The sequence below is a fragment of the Micromonospora humi genome (assembly GCF_900090105.1).
Classification (GTDB): domain Bacteria; phylum Actinomycetota; class Actinomycetes; order Mycobacteriales; family Micromonosporaceae; genus Micromonospora; species Micromonospora humi.
The window spans coordinates 276941-302131 of sequence record NZ_FMDM01000001.1 but is presented as its reverse complement, the minus strand read 5'-3'; the positions used below and the strand labels follow the sequence as shown (position 1 = coordinate 302131).

Genomic DNA, 25191 nt, shown 5'->3' with positions numbered 1-25191 from the left:
TCGATCCGTACACCCCTCGCCCGACCGGCCCGCAGCCGCCGACCCCGGCTCCCGGGCGGACGGCTGCCGGCCGCGGAGAGGGGTGCGATGAGCGGAGAGCCGGAGGGCTCCGGCGCGCGGCCGGCACCCGGCGACGGGTGGCGGGGCCGCTGGGCCGCCCGGGCCCGGACGCTCGGCGACGCGGCGCGCTCGCGTACCCGGAGGTTCTGGGCCGGCGCGCGGCCGACGCTGCGGCAACTGTGGTGGACCGAGGAGCCGGCGACGCCGGTGACCACCGTCGACCGCCGCTTCCCGGAGCCGCTGGTGGCGCCGGCGCAGGGGCAGGTCTACGTCTTCCTGGTGCGCGCCACGTTCACCTGGTCCTCCGACACCGCCCGGCCGGAGCTGTTCGGCTGGTACGTCGACTACTTCCAGCCACAGGCGACCCAGCGCCTGCACCGCCTGGCGCTGCGCTGCGCGGTCGAGGTGCCGCCGCACCGCCCGCGTGAGCTGCTCAGCGCGCTGACCGCGGCGCTGGCCGCCGACGATCCACCGCCCTGGACGTACGCGCGCGGGGAGGTGACGTTCGCCTGCGAGCCGGACGTCACGGTGCAGCTGGACGAGCGGGTCCGCCAGTTGCTCCAGCCGTACTGGGAGCGGCGCATCGCGCTGGAGTGCGAGCGCGACCTGGCGCGCCGGCGCGCCGAGTACGCGCAGGAGCGCGACCGCAACGACCCACCCCGCCCCGACCCACCTCGCCCCGACCCACCTCGCCCCGATCCACCTCGCCCCGATCCACCTCGCCCCGATCCACCTCGCCCCGATCCGGCGATCCCGGTCCGACCGCCCCGGGACAGCACGCGCCCGGCGAGCCCCCGCCGCGGACCACGCCCCGACGCCCCGACGGAGTCGTTCACCCCGCTCGAGCCGCTGCTACCCCCACCCACCCCACGCCCAGCCCCCGACCAGAACCCACCCCCACCCCCTGCGCGTTGATCATGAAGTTGACGGCAGACGTCGACCGTTTTGTCGCCCCCAACTTCACGGTCAACGCGGCCAGCGCCGGAGCCGGGACGGAAAGTGCAAGATCCGTGAGCCGGGCGGCACCTGAACGGCTCCTCCGTCGATCTTGAACTTGTGGCACCTCCGATAGCCGTCATAACCGAAATGACAGGCACCACAAGTCCAAGATCGACGGGGCGGGCGGGCGCGGGGGCGGGGGGCGGGGCGGGGGCGGGCGGGGGATCAGCCGAGCAGGGTGGCGTAGCGGCCCTGGTGGGTCAGGAGGGTGTGGTGGGTGCCGGACTCGACGATGCGGCCGTGGTCCAGGACGGCGATGCGGTCGGCGTCGCGGACCGTGGAGAGGCGGTGCGCGATGGTCACCACGGTGCGGCCGCGGGCCAGCTCGTCCAGCGCCCGCTGCACCGCGCGCTCGGTCTCGGTGTCCAGCGCGCTGGTCGCCTCGTCGAGGACCAGGATCCGCGGGTCGCGCAGCAGCGTCCGGGCGATGGCCAGGCGCTGCTGCTCCCCGCCGGAGAAGCGGTGACCGCGGGAGCCGACCATGGTGTCGTACCCGTCGGGCAGCGCGGCGATCAGGTCGTGGATCCGGGCGGCGCGGGCGGCGGCCTCGAGGTCGGCGTCGGTGGCGTCGGGGCGGGCGTACCGGAGGTTCTCGCGCACGGTGGCGTGCAGCAGGTAGGTCTCCTGGCTGACCACGCCCACCACGGCGGCCAGGTCGGCCAGGCGCAGGTCGCGCAGGTCGACGCCGTCGATGGTGATCCGGCCGGCGTCCGGGTCGTGCAGGCGGCTGAGCAGGGCGGCGAGCGTGCTCTTGCCGGAGCCGGTCTCGCCGACCAGGGCCAGGCTGGTGCCGGCCGGGACGTCCAGGCTGACGCCGGCCAGCGCGGCGGTGTCGCTGCCCGGGTAGCTGAAGGTGACGTCCTCGACGCGCAGGTGGCCGCGGACCGTGGCCGGGTCCAGCGCCGCCGGGCGGGCCGGCTCGGCGACCTCGACCGGCAGGTCGAGGTATTCGAAGATGCGGGCGAACAGCGCGAGCGAGGCGGTGAGCGTGACGCCGACGTTGAGCAGGCCCATCAGCGGGCGGAACAGGTTGCCCTGCAACGCGGTGAACGCGACCAGCGTGCCGATGGTGAGTGTGCCGGCGGTGCCGGGCAGGCCGGCGCCGAGGTAGATCACCGCGGGGATGGCGGCGAAGACGATCGTCATGGCGGCCATCCGCCAGCGGCCGGCCAGCTCGGAGCGCAGCTCCAGGTCGACCAGGCGGGCCGAGGAGGCGGTGAACCGGTCGACCAGCGCCGCGCCGGTGCCCAGCGTCTTGGCCAGCCGGACGCCGCTGACCGACAGCCCCTCCTCGATGGTGACGGTGAGGTCGGCCAGTTCCCGCTGGCGGCGGGCGGTGATCTCCCGGCGCAGCCGGGCGACCCGGCGGGTGAGCCAGAGCGCGGGCGGCAGCACGACCAGCGAGACGAGGGTGAGTCGCCAGCTCAGCGCCAGCATCGCGACGGTGGTGGCGACCACCGTGGTGAGGTTGGCGGCGATCGAGGTGGCGGTGGAGGTGACCACCGCCTGCATGCCGCCGATGTCGTTGGTGATGCGGGACTGCACCTCGCCGGTGCGGGTGCGCACGAAGAAGCCGATCGACTGCCGCTGGAGGTGGGCGAAGACGTCGGTGCGCAGTCGGTGCATGACCTCCTGGCCGACCCGGGTGGAGATCCAGGTCTGGGCGACGCCGAGCACGGCGGTGACCGCGGCCACCGCGACCATGGCCGCGACCAGCCAGGCCAGCAGCGTCAGGTCACGCTCGGGCAGGGCCCGGTCGATGACGGTACGCAGCAGGAACGGCGAGGCCATCGCGATGATCGAGGACGCCACGATGATCGCCACCACGGCGGCGAGCGGGCCGCGGTGGGCGGTGAAGAGGCCGCCGATGCGGCGTAGCGACACGTCGCGGGCCTGTGCCTTCTCGGCGGCGGACACGGTTCGGCCGGCTCCGCGGCCGTCGGGGATGTGATCCAAGGGGTTCTCCTCTGTCCGGATAATGCTGAGGTTACCTCATCATGAGGGAACAACAGGAGATGCTGCTACCGTATTCCCGTGGACGGCAGCGACGAGGAGAGCCTGGCCGAGACGTTCTGGGCGGTGACCCGGCGGCTGCGCCACCAGACCAAACGCGCGCTCGAACCGTGGGAGATCAGCCCCGGTCAGGCGCGGGCGCTCGGCGTGCTGCTGCGCCACGGCGCACTGCGGCCCGGCACGCTCGCCGAGCACCTGCGCATCGCCCCCCGCTCGGCCACCGAGGTGGTCGACGGCCTCCAGGAGCGCGGCCTGGTCGAACGGCGGCCCGACCCGGACGACCGGCGGGCCACGCTCGTCGCGCCGACCGCCGAGGGCGACCGCGTCGGCACCGCCATCCAGGTGGCCCGGGCCACCGAGGCGGAACGGTTCTTCGCCGCGCTCGACCCGGGCGACCGGGCGGAGCTGACCCGGATCCTGCGCCGGCTCCGGGAGGAGTAGGCCGGACCGGTCAGCGGGAGGCGGCGGTGAGCAGCGCGCCCAGCGTGCGGGCCATGACCTCCCGGGCCGCCTCGACGTCGAGCCCCATGGCGTCGCGCATCATCGACCAGGCGGCCCAGGTGGAGGCCACGGTCAGCGCGTCCAGCAGCTGCGCCCGCCCCGACCCGGCGTGCGCCAGCTCGGCGGCGAACACGGTCTCGATCTCCTCCCGGACCCGGGCGACGGCCACCTCCCGGTTGCGCCGCAACTGCGGCGAGAACGGCTCCCGCAACGCGGACGCGCGGGCCGGCGGCGCCAGCACCTCGAGCAGCCGGGCGCGCTGGCCGCAGAACTCGGCGATGCGCACGGTGAGCGGCAGCTCCGGCGGGACGGGCCGCCAGAGCGCGGCCTGCCGTTCGCCGATCCGCCGCCCGGTGGCGGCGAACAGCGTCTCCATGTCCTTGAAGTTGGTCCACAGGGTACGCAGCGACACGCCGGCCCGCTCCGCGATCCGCTCCCCCGTCGGCCGCAGGTCGCCGGCGTCGATGAGGGCCAGGTGTGCCTCGACGATCGCGGCCCGGGTCCGCTCGGCCCGCGCCGCCCGGCCGTCCACCCGCGCCGGCGGGTCGCTCTCCACCTCGATCACGGACGGCTCCCTGTGCTCGGCTACCGGCGGCAACTCTACGTGCGCGCCGTCGGGCGGCCGGCACCCGCCCGACGGCGCGCGGGCCGCTCAGGCGGTCGGCACCGCGTCCGCCGGCGGGGTGGCCGGCGCCTCGATGAACTCGGTGACCGCCGCCCCGCCGTCGTCGGTGGTGTACGTCGGGCCGAAGTAGGTCTGCGCACCACCGCTGACCCGGCTCAGCCGGACCCCGCTGTAGCCCGCGTGCACGCCCTCGGCGTACCGGAAGGGGGTGAGACCGGGCCCGCGGAAGCCGCCCCTGCGCACGGCCTCGACCAGCTTCTCCCGGGTGGGCTCGGGCCCGGCGGCGAGCAGCGCCTGCACGAAGGTGTAGGCCATCGAATAGCCGTAGACCGCGTTGCCGTCGATCGGGTTGCCCGCGTTGAACCGCTGGTGGATCCGGCTGTACTCCCGGATCCACGGGTTGGTGGTGTCACCCACCATGGGCAGGTAGTTGTCGGCGACCATGCCCTCGAGGATCACCTTCTTGTCGCCGAGCTGGGCGGCGAGCGTGGTGTAGTCGGCGCCCACGTTGGACACCACCCACTGCGCCCGGAAGCCCTGCCCGGCGGCCTGGCCCATGGCCAGGGCGGTGAACCCGGGGATGCTCGCCGAGATCACCACCTGGCAGCCGGCCGCCCGCAGCGCGCCGATCGCGGGCCCGACCTGCTGGTTGGTGGTGGTGTACGTCTGCTTCGCCGCGACCGGGCCGAGCACCTGCTCCACCCCGGCCAGCGAGTCCCGGCCGAAGTCGTCGTTCTGCCCGAAGTGGCAGACCGTGGCGCCGGGGAACTCCCGCTTGACCCAACTGGCCAGGATCTTGCCCTCGACCGTGTAGTCGGGCTGCCACCCGAACGTGGTCGGGTACTTCGCCGGCTGGTTCCAGTTGCGGCTGCCCGAGGCGACGAAGAGGTCCGGCACCCGCTGGGCCTTGACGAACTCCAGCACGGTGGTGTGCGTCGGCGTGCCGAGCCCGCCGAGCAGCGCGAAGACCTTGTCGTCGAGGACCAGCTTGCGGACCACGTTCTCGGTGTTGGCCGGGTTGTAGCCGTCGTCCATGACCTTGTAGACGATCTTCCGGCCGTGCACCCCGCCCTTGCCGTTGACGTGCTCGAAGTACGCCTTCACCGCGGCGGAGATCTTCGAGTAGCCGGGCGCGGCGGGGCCGGTGAGCGGTTGGTGGGTGCCGACGACGATCTCGCCGTCGGTGACGCCGGGGACGTTCTCGGCGGCCTGCTTCGCGTCGTCGGCGCAGGCCGGCAGCGTGGCCAGCAGGGCCAGGCCGGCGGCGGCCGCGAGAACGCGGCGGGTGGTGGGGCGCATGGTTCTCCAATCCGGTGCGGGTGGTGGGGACCGATGAGGTCAGCGGTCCGGTGCGCGGCGTACGGCGGCGCGGAGCCGGGTGGCGAGGGCGCGGACGCCACCCTGCAGTCCGCCCGGGGCGGCGAGCATGACGACGATGAGGATCAGGCCGAACACGGCCAGCGCGAGGTTGCCCTCCAGCCGCTGCGCCAGCCCGGTGGACAGGTCGAGGTGTTCGGTGAGCAGGGCGGGCAGGTCCTGCAGGGCGACCAGCAGCAGCGCACCCCAGACCGCGCCGGCCAGGCTGCCGAGGCCGCCGATCACGATGGCCATGAGCAGGAACAGCGACAGGTCGAGGGGAAACTTGCCCGGGGCCACGGTGGCGGTGAGCACCGCGTACACGCCGCCGCCGAGGCCGGCGCAGCCGGCGCTGACCACGAACGCGAGCACCTGGGTGCGGGCCACCGGAATGCCGGCGAGCCGGGCCGCGACCTCGTCGTCGCGGACCGCCCGCAGCGACCGGCCGTACCGGCTGCGCACCAGGTTGGCCAGCAGCAGCATGGTGAGCAGGGCGGCGGCGAGCGCGATCCAGGCCAGCCAGCGTTCCGGCTGGAAGTACGGACCGAGCGCCGCCGGTGGGGCCTGCGCCGGGAAGCGCAGCCCCTGCTCACCGTTGAACACCCCGGTGAAGATCGTGGTGACGGCCGGCACCAGCGTCGCCACCGCCAGCGTCACGCCGGCCAGGTACGGGCCGCGCAGCCGGGCCGCGGCCAGCCCGACCACCAGCCCGCCCAGCGCGGTCACCGCGACGGCGGCCAGCAGCGAGCCCGGCAGGACCCACCACCCGCCGCCGACCGCCCGCTCGTCGAGGCCCCGCTGCACCAGGGCCACCGTGTAGGCGCCGGTGGCCATCAGCGCGCCGTGGCCCAGGGAGAGCTGGCCGTTGAGCCCGACCAGCACGGTGTGCCCGGCGGTGACGCAGAGGAACGCGCAGACCCGGGCCACCTGGAGGTTCTCGTACGGCGGGAGCTGGTTGGTGAGCAGCACGACGAGCGTGCCGGCGAGCACCGCACCGGCGAGGTGCCGCAGCAGGGTCGACCCGGTTCGGGGGGTGGTCACACGTGCCTCGCTCTCGCCGCGGAGAAGAGCCCGCCCGGGCGGACCAGCAGGACGGCCAGCAGCAGCACCAGCACGGCCAGCGGGGTGGTGTCCGGGCCCAGGTAGCCGGTGACGTACGACAGGATCAGCCCGACCAGCAGCCCGCCGACCACGGCGCCGACCGGGCTGTCCAGCCCGCCGACCACGGCGGCGGTGAACGCGACGACGAAGACCAGGTCCATGGCGTGCGGGTGCAGGCCGAGGCCGGTGGGGACGACGAGCATGCCGGCGAGCGCGCCGACCCCGGCGGCCAGCGCCCAGCCGAGCGTCAGCATCCGGCCGACGCTCACGCCGAGCAGCCGGGAGACCTCCGGGGCGAACGCCGCCGCCCGCATCCGCAGGCCGACGGGCGTCCGGGTGAACAGCAGCGCGAGCAGCGCCACGACCGTCAGCGCCGCGCCGAGCACCCAGAGGTCGTAGGGGGACAGCGCGGCGACCCCGCCGACGGTGAGCGCGTCGGTGTCGAACGGCGCCGGGGCCGGCCGGTAGCCGTTGCCGAAGACCATGCCGAGCACCGCCTGGACCAGCAGCACCAGGCCGAGCGCGACGATCACCTGGTTGAGCGGGCCGGCGGGCCCGACGAACCGCATCAGCACCCGCTCCACCAGCGCGCCCAGCGCGAGCCCGGCCAGCACCGCGGCGGCCAGGCCCAGCCAGTAGGAGCCGGTCGCGCCGACCACCGCGTAGCCGACGTACGCGGTGGCGACGGCCATCGCGCCCTGGGCGAAGTTGACCACCCGGGCGGCCCGCCAGATGAGCACCAGCGCGAGCGCGAACGCCGCGTACACCGCGCCCGCGGCCAGCCCGTCGAAGGTGAGGAACCAGAACCGCTGCATCCGCGACCCTTCCGCTCGCCGGTCAGAACCCGAGGTACGCGTGTCGCAGCCGGTCGTCGTCGCGCAGCCGGGCCGCCGGCGCGGCGGTCACCACCCGGCCGAGCGACATGACGATCCCCTGGTCGGCGACGGAGAGCGCGGTGCGGACGTTCTGCTCGACCAGCAGCACGGTCAGCCCCTGCTCGTCGCGCAGCCGTCGCAGCAGCGCCATGATCTGCGCGGCCACCGTGGGGGCCAACCCGAGCGACGGCTCGTCGAGCAGCAGCAGCCGGGGGCGGGCGATCAACGCCCGGCCGAGCGCGAGCATCTGCCGCTCCCCGCCGGAGAGCTGGTGGCCGAGGTGGTCCCGGCGGCGGGCCAGCGCCGGGAAGATCTCGTACACCTCGTCGCGCGCCCGCCGCGCGTCGGCCCGGTCCCGCCGCCAGAGGCCGCCGAGGCGCAGGTTCTCCGCCACGGTCAGCTCGGTCACCACGCCGCGGCCCTCCGGCACGTGCGCCAGGCCCCGCCGGACCAGGTGTTCCACCCGGACGCCGCGCAGGTCCTCCCCCGCGTACCGGATCCGGCCGCCGGTGGGGCGCAGCAGACCCGAGAGGGTACGCAGCAGCGTGGTCTTCCCGGCGCCGTTGGCGCCGAGCACGGCGGCGACGGTGCCGGCCGGCACCGTGAACGCCACGTCCCGCAGCACCGGCACCGGGCCGTAGCCGGCGTGGAGCGCCTCGACCTCCAGCACCGCGGTCACGGCGTGCCGCCGGCATCGGCCGGCACGTCCGCGCCGAGGTAGGCCTCGGCGACCCGTGGGTCGTCGCGGATCCGCTCCGGCGGGCCGGCGGCGATCACCCGGCCGAAGTCGAGCACCACCAGCTCGTGGCAGACGGACATGACCAGGTCCATGTGGTGTTCGACGAGCAGCACGGCGCAGCCGTCGGCGCGTTGCGGCAGGGCGCGGACCAGGTCGGCCAGCTCGGCCACGTCGTCGGCGCCGAGCCCGCCGGCGGGCTCGTCGAGCAGCAGCAGCCGGGGCCGGGCGATCAGGGCGCGGGCCAGCGCGACCCGTTTGCGCACCGGGTAGGGCAGCGTGGCGGGTGCGGCTGCGGCGTGCCGGTCGATGCCCAGCTCGGCGAGCAGGGCGAGGGCCTCGGCGCGCAGCCGCCGCTCGTCGCGGTCGCTGCCGGGCAGGCCGAACAGCGCGGCGGCGAAGCCGGCGCGGGCCGCGTGGCTGGCGCCGGCCGTCACGTTCTCCAGCACGGTCAGGCCGGGGAACAGGCCGACGCCCTGGAGCGTGCGGCCGATGCCCAGCCGGGTGAGCCGGTGCGGGCGGGGTCGGAACGGGCGCCCGTCGAGGGTGAGTGAGCCTCCGCTCGGCCGGACGAAGCCGCAGACCACGTTGAACAGCGTGGTCTTGCCGGCGCCGTTGGGCCCGATGACGCCGACCACGCGGCCGGGCGGCACCCGCAGCGAGACGTCGTCGAGCGCGACCAGGCCGCCGAAGCGCACGCCGACGTGGTGCAGCGCCAGACCGGGGTCGTCCGTGGGGGTGGCCGGTGGGCTCATCGTCACCTCGCGCGGTCGACGGCGCACGGAAACTAATTACACTGAGAGTGTACTTTTCTCCGCCGTCGCGTCAATGCCCGTCGATCCGTTCCGGCAACCGGTCCCGGGCCCGGGCGAGGAACGCCCGTTCCGCCGCGTTCCCGGTGCCGGCGATCGCCGCGTCGTACGCGGCCCGGGCCTCGGCCGGCCGGTCGAGCCGGCGCAGCAGGTCGGCCCGGACCGCGTGCCACACGTGGTAAGCGGCCAGGTCCAGCCGTTCGACCTCGGCCAGCGCGGCGGCCGGTCCGCGTACCTCGGCCAGCGCGACCGCCCGGTTCAGCGCCACCACCGGCCCCGGCGCGCGGGCCGCCAACTGGTCGTAGAGCGCGAGGATCTGGGTCCAGTCGGTGTCGGCGGCGGTCGCCGCGTCCGCGTGCACCGCGTTGATCGCGGCCTGGATCTGGTACGGGCCGGGGCGGTCGCGCCGCAGGCAGCGCCGCACCAGGTCCTGCCCCTCGGCGACGAGTGCCCGGTCCCACCGACCCCGGTCCTGCTCGGACAGCGACACCGCCACCTGGTCCGGCCCGGTGCGGGCGGCCCGCCGCGCCTCGGTGAGCAGCATCAGCGCGAGCAGCCCGAGCGCCTCCGGCTCGTCCGGCATCAGCGTCACCAGCAGCCGGCCCAGCCGGATCGCCTCGGCGCCCAGCTCGGCGCGGCCCAACCGCTCCCCCGCGCTGGCGGTGTGCCCCTCGTTGAAGATCAGGTAGATCACCGCCAGCACCCCGCGCAGCCGGTCGGGCAGGTCGGCGTCGCCCGGCACCCGGTACGGGATCCCGGCGTCGCGGATCTTGGCCTTGGCCCGGGACAGGCGCTGCGCCATGGTCGGCTCCGGCACCAGGAAGGCCCGCGCGATCTCGGTGGTGCTCAGGCCGCCGAGCAGGCGCAACGTCAACGCCACCCGGGCGGCGGGGCGCAGCGCCGGGTGGCAGCAGGTGAAGATCAGGCGCAGCCGGTCGTCGGGCACGGGCCCCTCCTCGGTGGGCGGGTCGGCGGCGTGCAGCAGGGCGGCCTCGGCGTGCCGGGCGGCGCGGGTGGACTCGCGGCGCAGCCGGTCGATCGCCCGGTTGCGGGCGGTGGTGACGATCCAGCCGGCCGGGCTGGGCGGTGGGCCGTCGACGGCCCACCGCCGCACCGCGACCGTGAACGCCTCCTGGACCGCCTCCTCGGCGAGGTCGATGTCGCCGAGGAAGCGGGTCAGGACGGCGACCGCGCGGCCGTACTCGGCCCGGAAGACCCGTTCGACAGCGGTCATCCCTCGCCCTGGAACGGGCGGACCTCGATCGGCAGGCGGGTGGCGCGGGCGTAGCGGCGGCCCCACTCCAGTGCGGCGTCCAGGTCGGGCGCGCGGACGATGGTGAAGCCGCCCAGGTATTCCTTGGCCTCGGCGAACGGCCCGTCGGTGACCAGCACCTCGTCGCCGTCGGCGCGCAGCACGGTGGCGGTCTCCGGCTCGTGCAGCCCGTCGCCGAACACCCAGCTCCCGGCCGCCCGCAGGTCCCGGCCGATGGCCTCGACCTCGCGCATCACCCCGGCCAGGAACTCCGGGTCCGGCCGGTCGACGCCGGCCGGCTGGTACATGCTGATCAGGTACTGCTTCACGGGTTCCTCCTCGTGCCCCCGGGCGGCCCGGTGCCACCCTCCACCCTTCACACGAACGGCGGACGCCGGTTTCGACACGCCGGGATGCGGGATTCCCGCCGGGATCCGGGTATGCCGGCGCGTGCGCGGCGGCCGGGTGATCGTGGTGGGGGCGGGGTTCTCCGGGTTGGCCTGCGCGCTCGCCCTGGCCGAGGCCGGCGCCGAGCCGCTCGTGCTGGAGGCCCGCGACCGGGTGGGCGGCCGGACGCTGAGCCGCCCGCTGCCCGACGGCGGGTGGCTCGACCTCGGCGCGCAGTGGATCGGCCCCACCCAGGACCGGATGTACGCGTTGGTCTCCGCGTACGGCCTGGAGACCTTTCCCTCGCCGGCGCACGGCGCGCCCACGCTGCTGCTGGACGGCCGACCGGCGGCGGAGCCGGCCGGGCTGGCCGCGCTGCTCGGCACGCTGGACGAGTTGGCGGCCGCTGTCGACCCGGCCGCGCCGTGGCGGGCCGCCGCGGCGGCGGAGTGGGACCGGACCACGCTCGGCTGCTGGCTCGCCGCCACGGCGGGAGACCCGGTCACCGCCCGCTACGCCGGCCGCCTGCTCGCCGGTGGCCTGCTGGCCGCCTCGCCGGACGAGGTGTCGCTGTTGCAGATGCTGTTCTACCTGCGCAGCGGCGGTGGCGCCGGCTCGCTGCTCGGGATGGCCGGCGGCGCCCAGCAGGACCGGATCGTCGGCGGCCCGGCCGCGCTGGCGCAGCGGATGGCCGCCGCGCTGCCGCCGGAGTGGCTGCGCCTGGGCGCGCCGGTGGACGGGATCGCGCAGGACGCCGCCGGTGTGCGGGTCCGCGCCGGTGACCAGGTGCACCGGGGCGACGCGGTGGTGGTCGCGCTGGCCCCGGCGCTGGCCGGCCGGATCCGGTACGACCCGCCGCTGCCGGCGCTGCGCGACGGGTTGACCCAGCGGATGCCGATGGGCGCGGCGTTGAAGGTGCACGCGCGCTATCCGGAGCCGTTCTGGCGGGCCGACGGCCGTTCCGGGGTGGCCACCACGGACACCGGGCCGCTGACCGAGACGGTGGACAACTCGCTGCCCGGGCGGCCGGGCGGGGTGCTCACCGGGTTCAGCTACGGCGCGCAGGCCCGGGCGCTGCGCCGGTTGCCGGACGCCGCGCGCCGCGCCGCGTTGCGGGACGCGCTCGTCGCGCTCGTCGGCCCGGCCGCCGCCGAGCCCGAGGACCTCGTCGAGTACGACTGGTCGGCCGACCCGTGGACCCGGGGCTGCTTCTGCGGCCTGGTGACGCCCGGCTCGTGGTGCGACTACGGACCCGAGCTGCGGGCGCCGGTGGGCCGGGTGCACTGGGCCGGGACGGAGACCGCGACCCGGTGGAGCGGCTACCTGGAGGGCGCGGTGACCGCCGGCGAGCGCGCCGCCGCCGAGGCCCTCGACTGAGGCAATTCCAAAGAAAATCTTCGATACGTCTATTGAAAAGTTTCTCCGTCATGTGACCTAATGTTGACAGTTCCTTTCGTCCGACTCCCGCCGCCGCGAGCGGCAACCCCCAGGGAGGAAAGATGCACCGACTCCTGCGAAGCGTGCTGCGCACGACCGGCGCCGCCGCGCTCGCCACCGTCACCGCCGCCGCCGCGGCCCTGATCGGCGCCGCCCCCGCCCACGCCGCCCCGGCCGGCCTGCCCGGCATGGACGTCTCCAGCTACCAGGGCAACGTGAACTGGTCGACCGCCTGGGCCAACGGCGCCCGGTTCGCGTACGTCAAGGCGACCGAGGGCACCTACTACACGAACGCCTACTTCGCCCAGCAGTACAACGGCTCCTACAACGTCGGGATGATCCGCGGGGCGTACCACTTCGCCCGTCCGGACACCACCACCGGCGCTACCCAGGCCAACTACTTCGTCGACCACGGCGGCGGCTGGTCGCGGGACGGCAAGACGCTGCCCGGCGCGCTCGACATCGAGTACAACCCGTACGGCGCCACCTGCTACGGGCTGAGCCAGGCGTCGATGCGGAGCTGGATCGCCTCGTTCGTCAACCAGTACTACGCCCGCACCGGCCGGTGGGCCACCATCTACACCACCACCGACTGGTGGAGCACCTGCACCGGCAACACGTCGCAGTTCGCCGCCAACAACCCACTGTGGATCGCGCGCTACTCCTCCAGCGTCGGCACGCTGCCGGCCGGCTGGGGCACGTACTCGTTCTGGCAGTGGTCCTCCTCCGGCACCTTCCCCGGTGACCAGAACGTCTGGAACGGCACCCTGGACCGGCTCCGGGTGCTGGCCTGCAACGGCACCTGCTGACCCACCGCGGCGGGACGGGCCACCACGGTCCGTCCCGCCGCGGCGTCCGTACCCACGAGGAGGCCCCGATGTCCGTTCCCCTCCCCCGGCGGGCCGTGCTGCGCGGCGCGGTCCTGCTCGGCGCCACCACGCTCACCCAGGCCGGCGCCGGCGGCGCGCGGGCCGCCGCGACCCGGGTCGACCAGCCGACCATCGCCAACTGCGCGACCTGGGGCGCCCGGCCGCCGTCGTCGCCGGTGAGCGTGGTGCAGAACCGACCCAACAAGATCATCATTCACCACACGGCGTTCCCGAACACCAGCGACTACAGCCTCGCCCAGGCCTACCGGAACTCCCGCGACATCCAGAACCTGCACATGGACTCCAACGGGTGGCTCGACTCCGGCCAGCACTTCACCAACAGCCGGGGCGGCTACCTGACCGAGGGCCGGCACGGCAGCCTCTACGGGCTGCTGCACGGGCAGAGCATGGTGCAGGGCGCGCACTGCGTCGGGCAGAACAGCCAGGCCATCGGCATCGAGAACGACGGCATCTACCTCGACGTGCAGCCACCGCAGGCGCTCTGGGACAGCCTGGTCTGGTTCTGCGCGTTCACCTGCCAGCAGTACGGCATCGCGCCGACCGAGATCTACGGGCACAGGGACTTCAACTCCACCCAGTGCCCCGGCCTGCTGCACGACCGGCTGCCCGAGCTGCGCCGCACCGTCGCCGCCCGCCTCGGCTGAGGTGTAAGGCGGGGCCCCTTCTTAACGCATTCGGTAGAGGAAGGGGCCCCGCTTAACGCAACGGATGGTAATACAGCGCTCGCTTATATAAGCTCGTTGTGATAAAAAGGGTTCGTGCACGCCTTCGACGTCCTCGGCGATCCGGTCCGACGGCGGATCCTGGAGCTGCTCGCCGACGGTGAGCAGCCGGCCGGCGCGCTCGCCGACACCGTGCGGCGCGAGTTCGGCATCAGCCAGCCCGCCGTCTCCCAGCACCTCAAGGTGCTGCGCGAGCACGGCTTCACCACCGTGCGCGCCGAGGGCACCCGCCGGCTCTACGCGGTCGACCCCGGCCCGCTGCGCGAGATCGACGCGTGGCTGGCCGGCTTCCGCCGCTTCTGGGCGCCGCCGCTGGCCGCGCTCGCCACCGAGCTGGCCCGGGGCCGCCGCGAACGGCGGCTGCGGGAGGACGTTCCCGACGACGAGAGGACCAACCCGTGATCGACGTGACCGGTCAGATCAGCGCCGTCGAGCGCCGGATCGGCGACCGTACGCTCCCCGCCGGGCAGGCGCGGGTGCTGACCATCAGCCAGACGTACGACGCGCCGGTCGACGACGTCTTCGACGCCTGCACCAACCCGGAACGGATCCCGCGCTGGTTCCTGCCGGTCTCCGGCGAGCTGAGCGTCGGCGGCCGCTACCGGCTGGAGGGCAACGCCGAGGGCACCGTGCAGCGGTGCGACCCGCCGCACGGTTTCGCCGCCACCTGGGAGTTCGGCGGCGAGGTCAGCTGGATCGAGGTGCGCCTGAGCGACGTCGGCGCCGGCCGTACCCGATTCGAGCTGGAGCACGTCGCGCACGTCGACGACCAGCGCTGGGCCGAGTTCGGGCCGGGCGCGGTCGGCATCGGCTGGGACCTGGCGCTGCTCGGCCTCGCCTCCCACCTGGGCGCCGCCGGCGAGGGCGTCGACCCGGCCGCGGCGGCCGAGTGGATGGGCTCCGACGAGGGCCGCCGGTTCGTCACCGGATCCGGCGAGCGGTGGACCGCGGCCAGCGTGGACGCCGGCACCCCGGCCGACCAGGCGCGCGCCGCGGGCGAGCGGGTCACCGCCTTCTACACCGGCGCCCCCACCGGTTGAGATGTCAGGCGGGGCACCTTCTCGACGCGTACGGCAGAGGATCACCTCGACGGCCCCGTCGAGCGAGCGGCGTGGGTGGGAATGTCGGTGGGGGCTGGCAGGATCGGGCCATGCCGATCCGTTCCGTCGCCGCGCTGACCGCCGCCGAAGAATCCGGTGAACACGTCACCTACCTGCACTTCTGGGGGCATCAGCCGCAGCGCGACGGCAGCGTCGGGGCCGGCTGCCTGAGCCAGTGGTGGCCGGCGGCGTTCACCGTGGACGGTCGGGAGTTCGCCACCGCCGAGCACTGGATGATGTGGCACAAGGCCGTCCTCTTCGACGACCACGCGATCGCCGAAGAGGTGCTCGCCACGACGCAACCGCAGCGGGCCAAGGCGCTCGGCCGGCAGGTGCGCGGCTTCGACCAGGCGGTCTGGGCGGTCCGGCGTTACGAGATCGTGGTGGCCGGCAGCGTCGCCAAGTTCGGCCAGCACGAGCCGTTGAAGCGGTTCCTGCTCGGCACCGGTGACCGGGTGCTGGTGGAGGCGAGCCCGCGGGACCGGATCTGGGGCATCGGTCTCTCCGCGAGCAATCCCCGCGCCGCCGACCCGACGACCTGGCGGGGCCAGAATCTGCTCGGCTTCGCCCTGATGGAGGCGCGTGCCGAGTTGGCGGGCCGGGCGTGACGGCGGCCGGACCGGCTCCGGCGTCGCACCGAGCGACGTCGGCCGGCGGCGCGCCTCGACGGCCGGCCGGCGGGTAACGTGCCCGGGGTGACCGCGTACTCGCACTGTTCCTTCTGCGGCGCGGCCTACCCGGCGGGCGCCGGGTGGCCGCGCACCTGCCCGACCTGCGGGGAGACGGTGTGGCGCAACCCGCTGCCCGTCGCGGTGGCGGTGCTGCCGGTCCGCACACCCGAGGGCCTCGGGGTGGTGGCGGTACGCCGCGACATCGAGCCGGCCCGCGGCGAGCTGGCGCTGCCGGGCGGCTTCGTCGAATACGGCGAGGAGTGGTCCGAGGCGCTGGTGCGGGAGCTGCGGGAGGAGACCGGGCTGCTCGCCGAGGCCGACGAGGCGCGGCTGTTCGCGGTGCACGGCGCGCCGGCCGGCGGCACCATGATGGTCTTCGGGGTGCTGCCGGAGCGGCCGGCGGGTGACCTGCCGCCGTCCGCGCCGACCGAGGAGGCCACCGAGTGGCTGGTGCTCACCGAGCCGGTCGAGCTGGCCTTCTCCACGCACACCCGGGTGCTCGCCGACTTCCTCGCCGGGCAGCGTCCGATCTGACCGTCAGGCCCGGGCCGGCACCGGCTGGGGGGAGAACGGCACGCTTGCCGGCACCTCGGTGGCCGGTTCACCGGCCGGGTGCCGCCACAGGCCGCGCCGGCGCAGGATCGGCAGCACCCCCTCGCCGAACCAGTACGCCTCCTCCAGGTGCGGATACCCGGAGAGGATGAACTCGTCGATGCCGAGCGCGTGATATTCGGCGATCCGGTCGACGACCTCGGTGTGGCTGCCGACCAGCGCGGTGCCGGCGCCGCCGCGCACCAGGCCCACCCCGGCCCACAGGTTGGGCGCGATCTCCAGCCCGTCGCGGGAGCCGCCGTGCAGGTCCAGCATCCGCCGCTGCCCCTCGGACTCGCTGCGCCGCAGCCCCTCCTGCACGGCCCGGACCTCGTCCTCGGCGATGCCGTCGAGCAGCCTGCGGGCCTGCGCCCAGGCCTCGTCGGCGGTGTCCCGGCTGATCACGTGCAGCCGGATGCCGTAGCGCAGCTCGCGTCCTGCCGCGCCGGCCAACCCCCGGATCCAGTCGAGCTTGCCGGCGACCTGGGCGGGCGGCTCACCCCAGGTCAGGTAGACGTCGCTGTGCCGGGCGGCGACCGGCCCGGCGGCGGCGGACGACCCACCGAAGTAGACGGGCGGCACCGGGTCGGGCACCCGGGCCAGCCGGGCGCCCTCCACCCGGACGTGGGCGCCGTCGTGGTCGACCGTCTCGCCGCGCCACAGCGTCCGCACCACGTGCAGGAACTCGTCGGTACGCGCGTAGCGGGCGTCCTTGTCCAGGAAGTCGCCGTAGGCGCGCTGCTCGGTGGACTCACCGCCGGTCACCACGTTGAGCAGCAGCCGGCCGCCGGAGAGGCGCTGGAAGGTGGAGGCCATCTGCGCAGCGAGCGTGGGTGAGAGCAGGCCGGGCCGGAACGCGACGAGGAACTTCAGCCGCTCGGTCACCTCGGCGAGCATGGCGGTGGCCAGCCAGGCGTCCTCGCACCAGGCGCCGGTGGGGGTGAGCGCGCCGGCGAAGCCGAGCTGTTCGGCGCTGCGGGCGATCTGCCCGAGGTAGGCGACGCTGGCCGGGCGGGCGCCGCCGGCGGCGCCGACCGGCACGCCGTGCCCGCCGCCCACGATGGCCCGGCTGTCGCCGTTGGTCGGCAGGAACCAGTGGAAGGTGAGCGTCATGGTGGCCTCCGGCGCGGGTCGGACGGGCCGCCTCCTGAGGGGTGGGACGACCACGCCGACACACTACCCATAAAACCTATCGGGTTGGTAGGTTGCTGAACGCCCGCCGACGGCCGGGCCCATCCCCCTCCCCGAGGAGTCGCCATGCGTACCCCGTCGAGACCCCGCCACCGCCGGGTGGGCGCGCTGCTCACCACGCTCGCGCTGGTCGCCGCCACCGCGCTGGCGGCCTGCGGCGGCGAGCCGGCCGACGCCCGCGGCGACGACGCTCCGCTGCGGATCGGCTACCAACGCTTCGGCGGCCTCAGCCTGGTCAAGGCACGCGGCGCCGCGAAGAACGTCACCTGGTCGCTGTTCGAGAGCGGCCCGGCGCTGACCGAGGCGCTCAAGGCCGGCTCCATCGACATCGGACAGACCGGCGAGGCGCCACCCGTCTTCGCCGCCGCCGGGAAGATCCCGTTCTCCGTGGTCGGCACGTCCGAGCCCATCCCGCAGGGCGAGGCGGTACTGGTCAAGGCGGACAGCCCGTACCGGAGCTTCGCCGACCTGCGCGGGAAGACGGTGGCGCTGAACAAGGGCTCCAACGTGCACTGGCTGCTGGTGAAGCTGCTGGAGGCGAACAAGATGACGCTCGCCGACGTCAACGTCAAGTACCTCAAGCCGGCCGAGGGGCGGCCCGCGTTCGACAACGGGCAGGTCGACGCGTGGATCATCTGGGACCCCTACTTCGCGCTCGCCGAACGGCCCGACGTGCGGGTACTCGCCGACGCCACCGGCCTGGCCGGCAACCGCGAGTACGTGCTGGCCGCGCCGGACGCGGTGAAGAACCGCACCGACGACGTGCGTGCCTTCCTGGACACCTACCGGCAGACCACCGACTGGGGCATCGCCCACCCAGACGAGCGGGCCGCCGTCCTCGCCCCGGAGCTGAAGATCCCGCTGGACGTGACCACCCGGGCGCTGGCCCGCAGCGCCAAGCCGCTCGCGCCGGTCACCCCGGAGATCGGCGCGGAGTTGCAGGCCATCGCGGACAGCTTCGTCGGGCTGAAGCTGGTGCCCGGGCCGGTCGACATCGCCGGCCGGGTCGACGGCCGGTTCAACGAGGCGTTCCGGTGACCGGCCCGGCGCTCGCCGAGGCGCCCGCTCCGGTCGTACCCTCGCCGGCGCCGCGACGGCCGCGGGCCGGGACCGCCCGGCGGTGGCGGCGGCTGGTCAGCCCGGTGGCGCTGGTGCTGGCCTGGGAAGCCGCCGCCCGGGTCGGCCTGCTGTCGGCGGAGAAGCTGCCGGCGCCCAGCACGGTGCTCGCCACCGGCTGGCGGCTGGCCGCCGACGGCACGCTCGGCGTGCACCTGCTCGACTCGCTCACCCGCGCCGCGCTCGGCCTGCTCATCGGCGGCGGCCTGGCGCTGGTGCTCGGCGCCGCGGCCGGGCTGCTGCGCCTCGGCGACGACCTGGTCGACCCGCCGGTGCAGGCGGCCCGGATGCTGCCGCACCTGGGCCTCGTCCCGCTGCTGATCATCTGGGTCGGCATCGGTGAGTCGCTGAAGGTCACCCTGGTCGCGCTGGGCGCGTTCTTCCCGATCTACTTCAACCTGTACGCCGGCATCCGGGACATCGACGAGCGGCTGGTGGAGGCGGCCCGCACGTGCGGGCTCGGCCCGGCCGCGCGGCTGCGGCACGTGGTGCTGCCCGGCGCGCTGCCCGCACTCTTCCTCGGCCTGCGGCTCGCCATCGGCGCGGCCTGGCTCAGCCTGGTCGTCGGCGAGCAGGTCAACGCCCAGACCGGCGTCGGCTTCCTGATGATGGAGGCGCGCGAGTTCAGCCAGACCGACGTGGTGGTGCTCGGCCTGCTCGTCTACGCGCTGCTCGGCCTGGCGTCCGACCTGCTCATCCGCTTCGCGGAGAGGAGGACGCTGACGTGGCGACGCGGCCTGCGCGCGACCTGATCGGCCCGGTGCTCACCGCCCGCGCGGTGACCCGCTCCTTCGGCCCGACCGTGGTGCTGGCCGGCGTGGACCTGACCGTCGCCGCCGGCGAGACGGTGGCGCTGCTCGGCGGCAGCGGCTCCGGCAAGAGCACGCTGCTGCGCGTGCTCGCCGGGCTGGACGACGCCGCCGGCGGGCACTGGACGCTGCCCGGCGCCGCCGCCGTGGTGTTCCAGGAACACCGGCTGCTGCCGTGGAAGCGGGCCGCCGACAACGTCGCGCTCGGCCTCGCCGGCCCGGACGTCGGCGGCCGGGTCGCCCGCGCGCTGGCCGAGGTCGGGCTCGCCGACCGGGGCCGGGCCTGGCCGGCCGAACTCTCCGGCGGGCAGGCGCAGCGGGTCGCGGTGGCCCGGGCGCTGGTCCGCGAACCGGACCTGCTGCTGCTCGACGAGCCGTTCGGCGCGCTCGACGCGCTGACCCGGCTGCGCATGCAGGGGCTGTTGCGCCGGCTGCGCGCCCAGCACGGGTTCGCCGCGCTGCTGGTCACCCACGACGTGGAGGAGGCGCTGCTGCTCGCCGACCGCGTCCTGCTGCTCGACGGGGGTGTGATCGCGGAGGAGATCCCGGTCCGCCTCGGCCCCGCGCCGAGCCCCGACGACCCCGCCTTCGGCGCGCTGCGCCGGCGGCTGCTCGACCGCCTCGGCGTGCCCGCCGCCTGACCGTCAGGGAGACCCGATGACCCGCTGGACCCCCGACCCGTCCTTCTACCCCTCCCCCGCCCTGGCCGCCGCCGCGCCGGCCGAGAAGCTCGCCTACGTGGCCGCGTTCGACCGCGCCGGGCAGCGCCCCGACGCCATCGCGGTGCTCGACACCGACCCGGACTCCGACACGTACGGCCGGGTGGTGGGCTGGACCGAACTGCCGCACACCGGCGACGAGGTGCACCACTTCGGGTGGAACGCGTGCAGCAGCGCGCTCTGCCCGACCGCGCCGCATCCGCACGTGGAGCGCCGCTACCTGATCGTGCCCGGGCTGCGCTCGTCGCGGATCCACGTGCTGGACACCAAGCCGGACCCGCGCCGCCCCGAGCTGGTCAAGGTGATCGAGGCGGAGGAGTTGGGGAAGCGGGCCGGCTACTCCCGCCCGCACACCGTGCACTGCGGGCCGGACGGCATCTACGTCTCCGCCCTCGGCGGCGCCGACGGGCAGGAGGGCCCCGGCGGGATCGCGGTGCTCGACCACACCACCTTCGAGGTACGCGGGGCGTGGGAGGCCGACCGGGGGCCACAGTTCCTGGCGTACGACTTCTGGTGGCACTACACCCAGGACGTGCTGGTCACCAGCGAGTGGGGCACGCCGTCGATGATCGAGGACGGCATCGTCGGTGAGCTGCTGCTGGGCCGCCGCTACGGGCACGCGCTGCACTTCTGGGACCTGGCGAAGCGCCGTCACGTGCAGCGGGTCGACCTGGGCGACGCGTACCAGATGGCGCTGGAGCTGCGCCCCGCGCACGACCCGACCAGGTCGTACGGCTTCGTCGGCGTGGTGATCAGCGTCGAGGACCTCTCCGCCTCGGTGTGGCTGTGGCACCGCGACGGCGACGCCTGGGCGGTGACCAGGGTGATCGACATCCCGGCCGAGCCGGCCGACCCGGCCGACCTGCCGGAGCTGCTCAAGCCGTTCGGCGCGGTGCCGCCGCTGGTCACCGACATCGACCTGTCGGTGGACGACCGGTTCCTGCACGTCTCCTGCTGGGGCACCGGCGAGCTGATCCGCTACGACGTCAGCGACCCGCTCCACCCGGTGCGGGTCGGCTCGGTGCGCCTCGGCGGCATCGTCGGCCGTACCCCGCACCCGGCCTTCCCCGACGAGCCGCTGGCCGGCGGCCCCCAGATGGTGGAGATCAGCCGCGACGGCCGCCGCGTCTACGTCAGCAACTCGCTCTACGGCGCCTGGGACGACCAGTTCTATCCCGACGGCGTGGGCGCCTGGGTGGCGAAGCTGGATGTCGACCCGGAGACCGGTGGCCTGGTCCCGGACCCGCGCTTCTTCCCGCGCGGCGACGAGTTCCGGGGCCGGCGGGTGCACCAGACCCGGTTGCAGGGCGGGGACGCCTCGTCCGACTCGTACTGCTTCCCGTGACCGGCGCGACCTGGGCGGCGCTGGTCGGCCTCGGCGCGTTCCACGGCCTGAACCCGGCGATGGGCTGGCTCTTCGCGGTGGCTCGGGGCCTGCAGGAGCGGAGTCGCAGCGCGCTGCTGGCCGCGCTGCCGCCGATCGCCGCCGGTCACCTGGCGTCGGTGGCGGTGGTCGCCGCGCTGGTCAGCGCGACCCGCTCGGTGACCGCCGGCACCGTGCTCGCGGTGGCCGGTGGGGTGCTGCTGGTCGGGTTCGGGCTGTGGCGACTGCTCTCCGAACGGCACTTCCGCTGGGCCGGCATGCGACTGTCGGCGGCCCAGCTCACCGCCTGGTCCTTCCTCATGTCGGCGGCGCACGGCGCGGGCCTGATGCTGCTGCCGGTGCTGCTCGCCGAGCCGGCGACCGGCGGTGGTCCCCATGCCGGGCACCTGGCCGCGGCGCCGGCCGGCGCGCTGACCGGGCTGGCCGCGGCGGCCGTGCACACCGCCGCCATGCTCGGCGTCGCGGTGGTCGTCGCGCTGCTGGTGTACGAGGTGCTCGGCGTCGGGGTGCTGCGCCGTGCCTGGTTCAACGTCGACCGGCTCTGGGCCGGTGTGCTGGTGGCGGCCGGTGTGGTGACCCTGCTCGCCGCCACCTAGTCCTACTGGTTCAATAGGGAAAGGCAGCGTCGCCGAACCCCGGAGGTCACCCGTGAGCCCTTCCCACGCCGAAGCCGTCCACGACGCGCAGCGGAGCCGGCAGTGGCTCGCCGGTGAGGCGCGCGGCGACGGCGTCGACCGCGACGCGCTGCGGGAGCTGGGCGCGGCGATGGCCGCGGTCACCGCCGCGGCGGCGGAACGTGAGCCGGTGGCGGTGGCCTCCGCCCCGGTCGGCGTCGACCCGCCGATCGCCAAGCCGCTGCCGCCGGAGCTGCTGCGCCCGCTGGGCAGCAACGCCGAGATGCGGTGGTCGGCGATGGCGGGTCAGGGCCACGTGGTGCCGACCGACCGCTTCTTCGTCCGCAACCACACCGTCACCCCGCACCTCGACCCGACCGCCTGGCGGCTGCGCCTGTTCGGCGACGGGCTGCGTGGCGCGCCCACCCGGTCCGCGCCTGTCGAGGTCGGCCTCGACGAGCTGCGTCGGCTGCCGGCCGAGGAGAGCACCGCGCTCGTCGAGTGCGCCGGCAACGGGCGACGGTTCTTCGCCGAGCAGCAGGGTGTGGCCGCCCCGGGAGTGGCCTGGGGGCTGGGCGGCGTCGGCGTGGCCCGCTGGCGGGGCGTGTCGCTGGGGACCGTGCTGCGCCGGGCCGGCCTGCGCGACGACGCGGTCGACGTGATGCCCGAGGGCCTCGACCCCGACTACGTCACCGGCGGGGTGAACCTGGGCCGGGTCCGCCGGCCGCTGCCGATCGCCAAGGCGCTCGACGACGTGCTGCTGGCGTACGAGATGAACGGCGAGCCGCTGCCCGCCGACCACGGCTTCCCGGTGCGGGTGGTGGTGCCCGGCTGGATCGGCATCTCCTCGATCAAGTGGGTGGGCCCGGTCGAGGTCTCCACCACGCCCCTGTTCTCGCCGTGGAACACCCAGTTCTACCGGCTGTTCGGCCCCGGCCACCCGACCGACGGCACGGCGCTCGGCGCGCAGCCGGTGAAGAGCGCGTTCGAGCTGGCCTGGGACGCGCGGGTGCCGGCCGGCGAGGAACTGCTGCTGCGCGGCCGCTCCTGGTCCGGCAACGGCCCGATCGAACGGGTCGAGGTGGACACCGGCGACGGGTGGCGCCCGGCCGACCTGGTCACCGCCGACCGGGGCGGCCCCTGGCAGCGCTGGACCGTCCGCTGGCGTCCACCGGCGATCGGCCGGCACACGTTGCGCGCCCGCGCCACCGACCGCACCGGTGCCGGCCAACCGGACCGGGCCGCCCCGAACACGCTCGCGTACCTCTTCGACGCCGTGGTGGCGCACCCGATCACGGCGTGCTGACGCTCAGATAGGCCGGCGGGACGGTGTCGGTCAACCACACCCCGTTCGCGGACCGGTAGAAGGCGTAGCCGTTCGCGGCCATCGCGGTGGCGTCGACCTCCAGCACCACCACCGCGCCGCCGCGGCGCGCCCCGACCCGCCGGGCCGTGGGCACGTCCGCCGACAGGTGTACGTGGTGTCGCCGCCCCCGGCGCAGCCCCTGCGCCCGGATGGCGGGCAGCACGTCCTCGGCGGTGCCGTGGAAGAGCCGCCCCGGCGGCACGGCCGGGGTCAGCCCGAGGTCGACCGGGACCGAGTGCCCCTGGCTGGCGCGGATCCGGTCGTCCCCGTCCGGGCCGGGCTCGACCGCGAATCGCTGCTTGTCGTTGCCGGCCACCACCGCGTCCAGCTCCGGGCGGCTGATCCGCATCGCGGCGAGCAGGTCGGCGACCGGCACCCAGCCGGCGCGGTCGAGGGTCAGGCCGAACCGGTCGGGACGGTGGCGCAACGCCAGCGACATCCGCTTGCTCACCCGGACCAGGTCACGGTGTTCCATCCGCACAGTGTGGACGCTCGGCCCGGCCGCGTCGATCGGGTTCAGCGGACGGCGGCCGACCTCGGGTTGGTCATCAGGCCGGCGGCGTCCACCACCTCGAAGTCGCTGCCGCGCAGGCGGTCCAGGGCGTGCAACGCGTCGTTGTCCCAACGCGGGTCCGGTGCGCCGGAGAGGTACCAGGCCGAGCCGTGGTCGGCCACGATCATCCCGTGGGTCCGCATCGCCTCGGCCACGATCCGGGCCTGCCGGGGCAGCCCGGACACGTCGACCGAACGCTTGAGCCGCAGCCGCTGGCCGAGCTGCGGCAGGGCCGGGTCGGTGGCCGACGAGGCGGAGTGGCTGGCCGGCCACGTCCAGCCGGTGCGGGTACGCGGCACGGTCACCCGGATCGCGTGGTCGATCCGGCCGGCCGCCACCTCGTCGTAGCGGACCAGCCCGGCCAGCACCGACAACCCGGCCGCGTCGGCGGACGTCCAGCCCGCCCGGCGCATCCGGTTCGAGCGCAGGTCGAAGACCGCACCCGAGCCGGCCCGCCAGCCACTGCCGGAGCGGTGCGCGTCGAACAGCTCGTACGCCCGGCAGGCGGCCCGGTCCCAGACGATCACGTGCCGGTCCCCGGTGCCGGACGGGCCGCCCTCCACCTTCGCGTCGGCCGGGATCGGGTACGGCCCCGGGTCGCTCTCGTCGGCGTACCCGAAGGTGACCGGGACCTTCCGCTGCCCGGCCGGGACGACGGTGACCGGGATGCCGATCGGCGCGCCCTCCCACTGTCCGGAGCCGAAGTCGGCGTGCACGTTCGCGCCGGCCCCGATCGCGCCGACCATCGCGGCGGAGCGGGAGTGCACCGGCAACCGGGAGACGTCGGCGTGCCAGACGTTGTCGGCCGGGAAGACGGTGCACGCCCGAGCTGCCGCGGCGCTCGGTCGGGCGCCGATCCCGGCCCGGCCCGCCGGCGCGGACGACGCCGACGGCGCGCCCGATCCGCCGACGGCCGCCGAGGCACCGGGCGCGGCGGAGGAGGTGACGCCGGGAGCGGTGGCGCCGGTTCCGGCCCCGGACGCGGAGCAACCGGCGGTGACCAGGGCGAGCGCGGCGATCACCGCGGCACGGCAAGGGCGGGGACGGAGCATTCCGGCGATCCTGCCCCACCCCGCCCTCCCCGGCAACCACCCGGCACGCTCGGACCAGCCCGCCACGCCCACTCCCTCGCCCAAGCCCCGCGCCCCGGTCACCCGACACGCCCGAACGCGACGCCGCCCCTCGGCAAACCGAGCCCGGCCAGGGCAGCCACGCCATCCGGCCCGTCCGCCTCACGACTGCGAATTCCCGCCGATCACACTTCAGGATCGACGTCTCGAACAGCAGGATCGTCGTAGATCTTGGAAGGAA

General features: G+C 74.9%; 27 protein-coding genes. 15 read left to right on the top strand and 12 right to left on the bottom strand.

Going from position 1 to position 25191, the window contains the following annotated elements; translation table 11 throughout:
• Positions 1–87: 87 nt before the first annotated feature.
• Complete coding sequence (locus GA0070213_RS01305; RefSeq protein ID WP_091055779.1) at positions 88–975, top strand: hypothetical protein; 888 nt, start codon at positions 88–90, stop codon at positions 973–975.
• Between the two features lie 249 nt (positions 976–1224).
• On the opposite strand, the gene GA0070213_RS01300 is transcribed toward GA0070213_RS01305, so the two are convergent.
• On the bottom strand, positions 1225–2976 hold the full coding sequence (locus GA0070213_RS01300; protein WP_245716203.1) for an ABC transporter ATP-binding protein: 1752 nt from the start codon (positions 2974–2976) through the stop codon (positions 1225–1227).
• 117 nt (positions 2977–3093) lie between these two features.
• On the opposite strand from GA0070213_RS01300, the gene GA0070213_RS01295 reads away from it, so the two are divergent.
• Positions 3094–3513 carry a MarR family winged helix-turn-helix transcriptional regulator gene (locus GA0070213_RS01295; RefSeq protein WP_091055775.1) on the top strand — a complete coding sequence of 140 codons (420 nt, stop codon included), beginning with the start codon at positions 3094–3096 and terminating at the stop codon, positions 3511–3513.
• Positions 3514–3523: 10 nt separating this feature from the next.
• Here the strand turns inward: GA0070213_RS01295 and GA0070213_RS01290 are convergent, their stop codons facing one another.
• The 8 genes from GA0070213_RS01290 to GA0070213_RS01255 form a co-directional block, all read right to left on the bottom strand.
• Positions 3524–4138 carry a TetR family transcriptional regulator gene (locus tag GA0070213_RS01290; protein ID WP_091055772.1) on the bottom strand — a complete coding sequence of 205 codons (615 nt, stop codon included), beginning with the start codon at positions 4136–4138 and terminating at the stop codon, positions 3524–3526.
• 87 nt (positions 4139–4225) lie between these two features.
• Complete coding sequence (locus GA0070213_RS01285; protein WP_091055770.1) at positions 4226–5497, bottom strand: ABC transporter substrate-binding protein; 1272 nt, start codon at positions 5495–5497, stop codon at positions 4226–4228.
• 39 nt (positions 5498–5536) lie between these two features.
• Positions 5537–6595, bottom strand: coding sequence for a branched-chain amino acid ABC transporter permease (locus tag GA0070213_RS01280; protein ID WP_091055767.1), 1059 nt, complete (start codon positions 6593–6595; stop codon positions 5537–5539).
• Complete coding sequence (locus GA0070213_RS01275) at positions 6592–7470, bottom strand: branched-chain amino acid ABC transporter permease (protein WP_091055765.1); 879 nt, start codon at positions 7468–7470, stop codon at positions 6592–6594. Before GA0070213_RS01275 ends, GA0070213_RS01280 begins: the two co-directional genes overlap by 4 nt.
• 22 nt (positions 7471–7492) lie before the next feature.
• Positions 7493–8209: an ABC transporter ATP-binding protein gene (locus GA0070213_RS01270; RefSeq protein WP_091055762.1), complete on the bottom strand. Its 717-nt coding sequence runs from the start codon at positions 8207–8209 to the stop codon at positions 7493–7495.
• Positions 8206–9021, bottom strand: coding sequence for an ABC transporter ATP-binding protein (locus tag GA0070213_RS01265; protein ID WP_091056620.1), 816 nt, complete (start codon positions 9019–9021; stop codon positions 8206–8208). Before GA0070213_RS01265 ends, GA0070213_RS01270 begins: the two co-directional genes overlap by 4 nt.
• A gap of 70 nt (positions 9022–9091) precedes the next feature.
• Positions 9092–10312: an RNA polymerase sigma factor gene (locus tag GA0070213_RS01260; RefSeq protein ID WP_091055759.1), complete on the bottom strand. Its 1221-nt coding sequence runs from the start codon at positions 10310–10312 to the stop codon at positions 9092–9094.
• The gene (locus tag GA0070213_RS01255) at positions 10309–10659 is read right to left on the bottom strand and encodes a YciI family protein (protein WP_091055757.1); all 351 of its coding nucleotides are present in this window, start codon (positions 10657–10659) and stop codon (positions 10309–10311) included. The genes GA0070213_RS01260 and GA0070213_RS01255 overlap by 4 nt, the downstream gene beginning before the upstream one ends.
• A 121-nt stretch (positions 10660–10780) precedes the next feature.
• Between GA0070213_RS01255 and GA0070213_RS01250 the strand changes: the two genes are divergently transcribed.
• From GA0070213_RS01250 to GA0070213_RS01220, 7 genes are all read left to right on the top strand, one after another.
• Positions 10781–12094, top strand: coding sequence for a flavin monoamine oxidase family protein (locus GA0070213_RS01250; protein WP_091055755.1), 1314 nt, complete (start codon positions 10781–10783; stop codon positions 12092–12094).
• 122 nt (positions 12095–12216) lie between these two features.
• Positions 12217–12963, top strand: a complete 747-nt coding sequence (locus GA0070213_RS01245) for a lysozyme (RefSeq protein ID WP_091055753.1) — start codon at positions 12217–12219, stop codon at positions 12961–12963.
• Positions 12964–13031: 68 nt separating this feature from the next.
• Positions 13032–13688, top strand: a complete 657-nt coding sequence (locus GA0070213_RS01240) for a peptidoglycan recognition protein family protein (RefSeq protein ID WP_091055750.1) — start codon at positions 13032–13034, stop codon at positions 13686–13688.
• Positions 13689–13802: 114 nt separating this feature from the next.
• Positions 13803–14168: an ArsR/SmtB family transcription factor gene (locus tag GA0070213_RS01235; protein ID WP_091055748.1), complete on the top strand. Its 366-nt coding sequence runs from the start codon at positions 13803–13805 to the stop codon at positions 14166–14168.
• Positions 14165–14806 (top strand): SRPBCC family protein, encoded by a 642-nt coding sequence (locus GA0070213_RS01230; protein ID WP_091055747.1) that lies wholly within the window; start codon positions 14165–14167, stop codon positions 14804–14806. The genes GA0070213_RS01235 and GA0070213_RS01230 overlap by 4 nt, the downstream gene beginning before the upstream one ends.
• A 110-nt stretch (positions 14807–14916) precedes the next feature.
• The gene (locus GA0070213_RS01225) at positions 14917–15474 is read left to right on the top strand and encodes a riboflavin biosynthesis intermediates N-glycosidase (protein WP_091055745.1); all 558 of its coding nucleotides are present in this window, start codon (positions 14917–14919) and stop codon (positions 15472–15474) included.
• An 87-nt stretch (positions 15475–15561) separates the two neighbouring features.
• On the top strand, positions 15562–16071 hold the full coding sequence (locus GA0070213_RS01220) for an NUDIX domain-containing protein (RefSeq protein ID WP_091055743.1): 510 nt from the start codon (positions 15562–15564) through the stop codon (positions 16069–16071).
• A 3-nt stretch (positions 16072–16074) separates the two neighbouring features.
• On the opposite strand, the gene GA0070213_RS01215 is transcribed toward GA0070213_RS01220, so the two are convergent.
• Positions 16075–17241, bottom strand: a complete 1167-nt coding sequence (locus tag GA0070213_RS01215; RefSeq protein ID WP_091055740.1) for an LLM class flavin-dependent oxidoreductase — start codon at positions 17239–17241, stop codon at positions 16075–16077.
• Between the two features lie 144 nt (positions 17242–17385).
• Between GA0070213_RS01215 and GA0070213_RS01210 the strand changes: the two genes are divergently transcribed.
• From GA0070213_RS01210 to GA0070213_RS01185, 6 genes are read left to right on the top strand one after another with little or no spacing between them, the layout of a single operon-like run.
• Complete coding sequence (locus GA0070213_RS01210; RefSeq protein ID WP_091055737.1) at positions 17386–18357, top strand: sulfonate ABC transporter substrate-binding protein; 972 nt, start codon at positions 17386–17388, stop codon at positions 18355–18357.
• Positions 18354–19187: an ABC transporter permease gene (locus GA0070213_RS01205; RefSeq protein ID WP_091055734.1), complete on the top strand. Its 834-nt coding sequence runs from the start codon at positions 18354–18356 to the stop codon at positions 19185–19187. Before GA0070213_RS01210 ends, GA0070213_RS01205 begins: the two co-directional genes overlap by 4 nt.
• Positions 19160–19885 carry an ABC transporter ATP-binding protein gene (locus tag GA0070213_RS01200; protein ID WP_091055732.1) on the top strand — a complete coding sequence of 242 codons (726 nt, stop codon included), beginning with the start codon at positions 19160–19162 and terminating at the stop codon, positions 19883–19885. The genes GA0070213_RS01205 and GA0070213_RS01200 overlap by 28 nt, the downstream gene beginning before the upstream one ends.
• A 16-nt stretch (positions 19886–19901) precedes the next feature.
• Positions 19902–21308, top strand: coding sequence for a selenium-binding protein SBP56-related protein (locus GA0070213_RS01195; RefSeq protein WP_091055729.1), 1407 nt, complete (start codon positions 19902–19904; stop codon positions 21306–21308).
• On the top strand, positions 21305–21943 hold the full coding sequence (locus tag GA0070213_RS01190) for a hypothetical protein (protein ID WP_091055726.1): 639 nt from the start codon (positions 21305–21307) through the stop codon (positions 21941–21943). Before GA0070213_RS01195 ends, GA0070213_RS01190 begins: the two co-directional genes overlap by 4 nt.
• 52 nt (positions 21944–21995) lie before the next feature.
• Positions 21996–23267 carry a sulfite oxidase gene (locus GA0070213_RS01185; protein WP_091055724.1) on the top strand — a complete coding sequence of 424 codons (1272 nt, stop codon included), beginning with the start codon at positions 21996–21998 and terminating at the stop codon, positions 23265–23267.
• Here GA0070213_RS01185 and GA0070213_RS01180 read toward each other — a convergent pair.
• A complete protein-coding gene (locus GA0070213_RS01180; protein WP_091055722.1) occupies positions 23254–23802 on the bottom strand; it encodes an RNA 2'-phosphotransferase in 549 nt (182 codons plus the stop codon). The two genes, GA0070213_RS01185 and GA0070213_RS01180, sit on opposite strands and share 14 nt — an antisense overlap.
• 41 nt (positions 23803–23843) lie before the next feature.
• Entirely contained in the window at positions 23844–24902 is a 1059-nt protein-coding gene (locus GA0070213_RS01175; protein WP_091055718.1) for a hypothetical protein, read from the bottom strand.
• Positions 24903–25191: the final 289 nt, after the last annotated feature.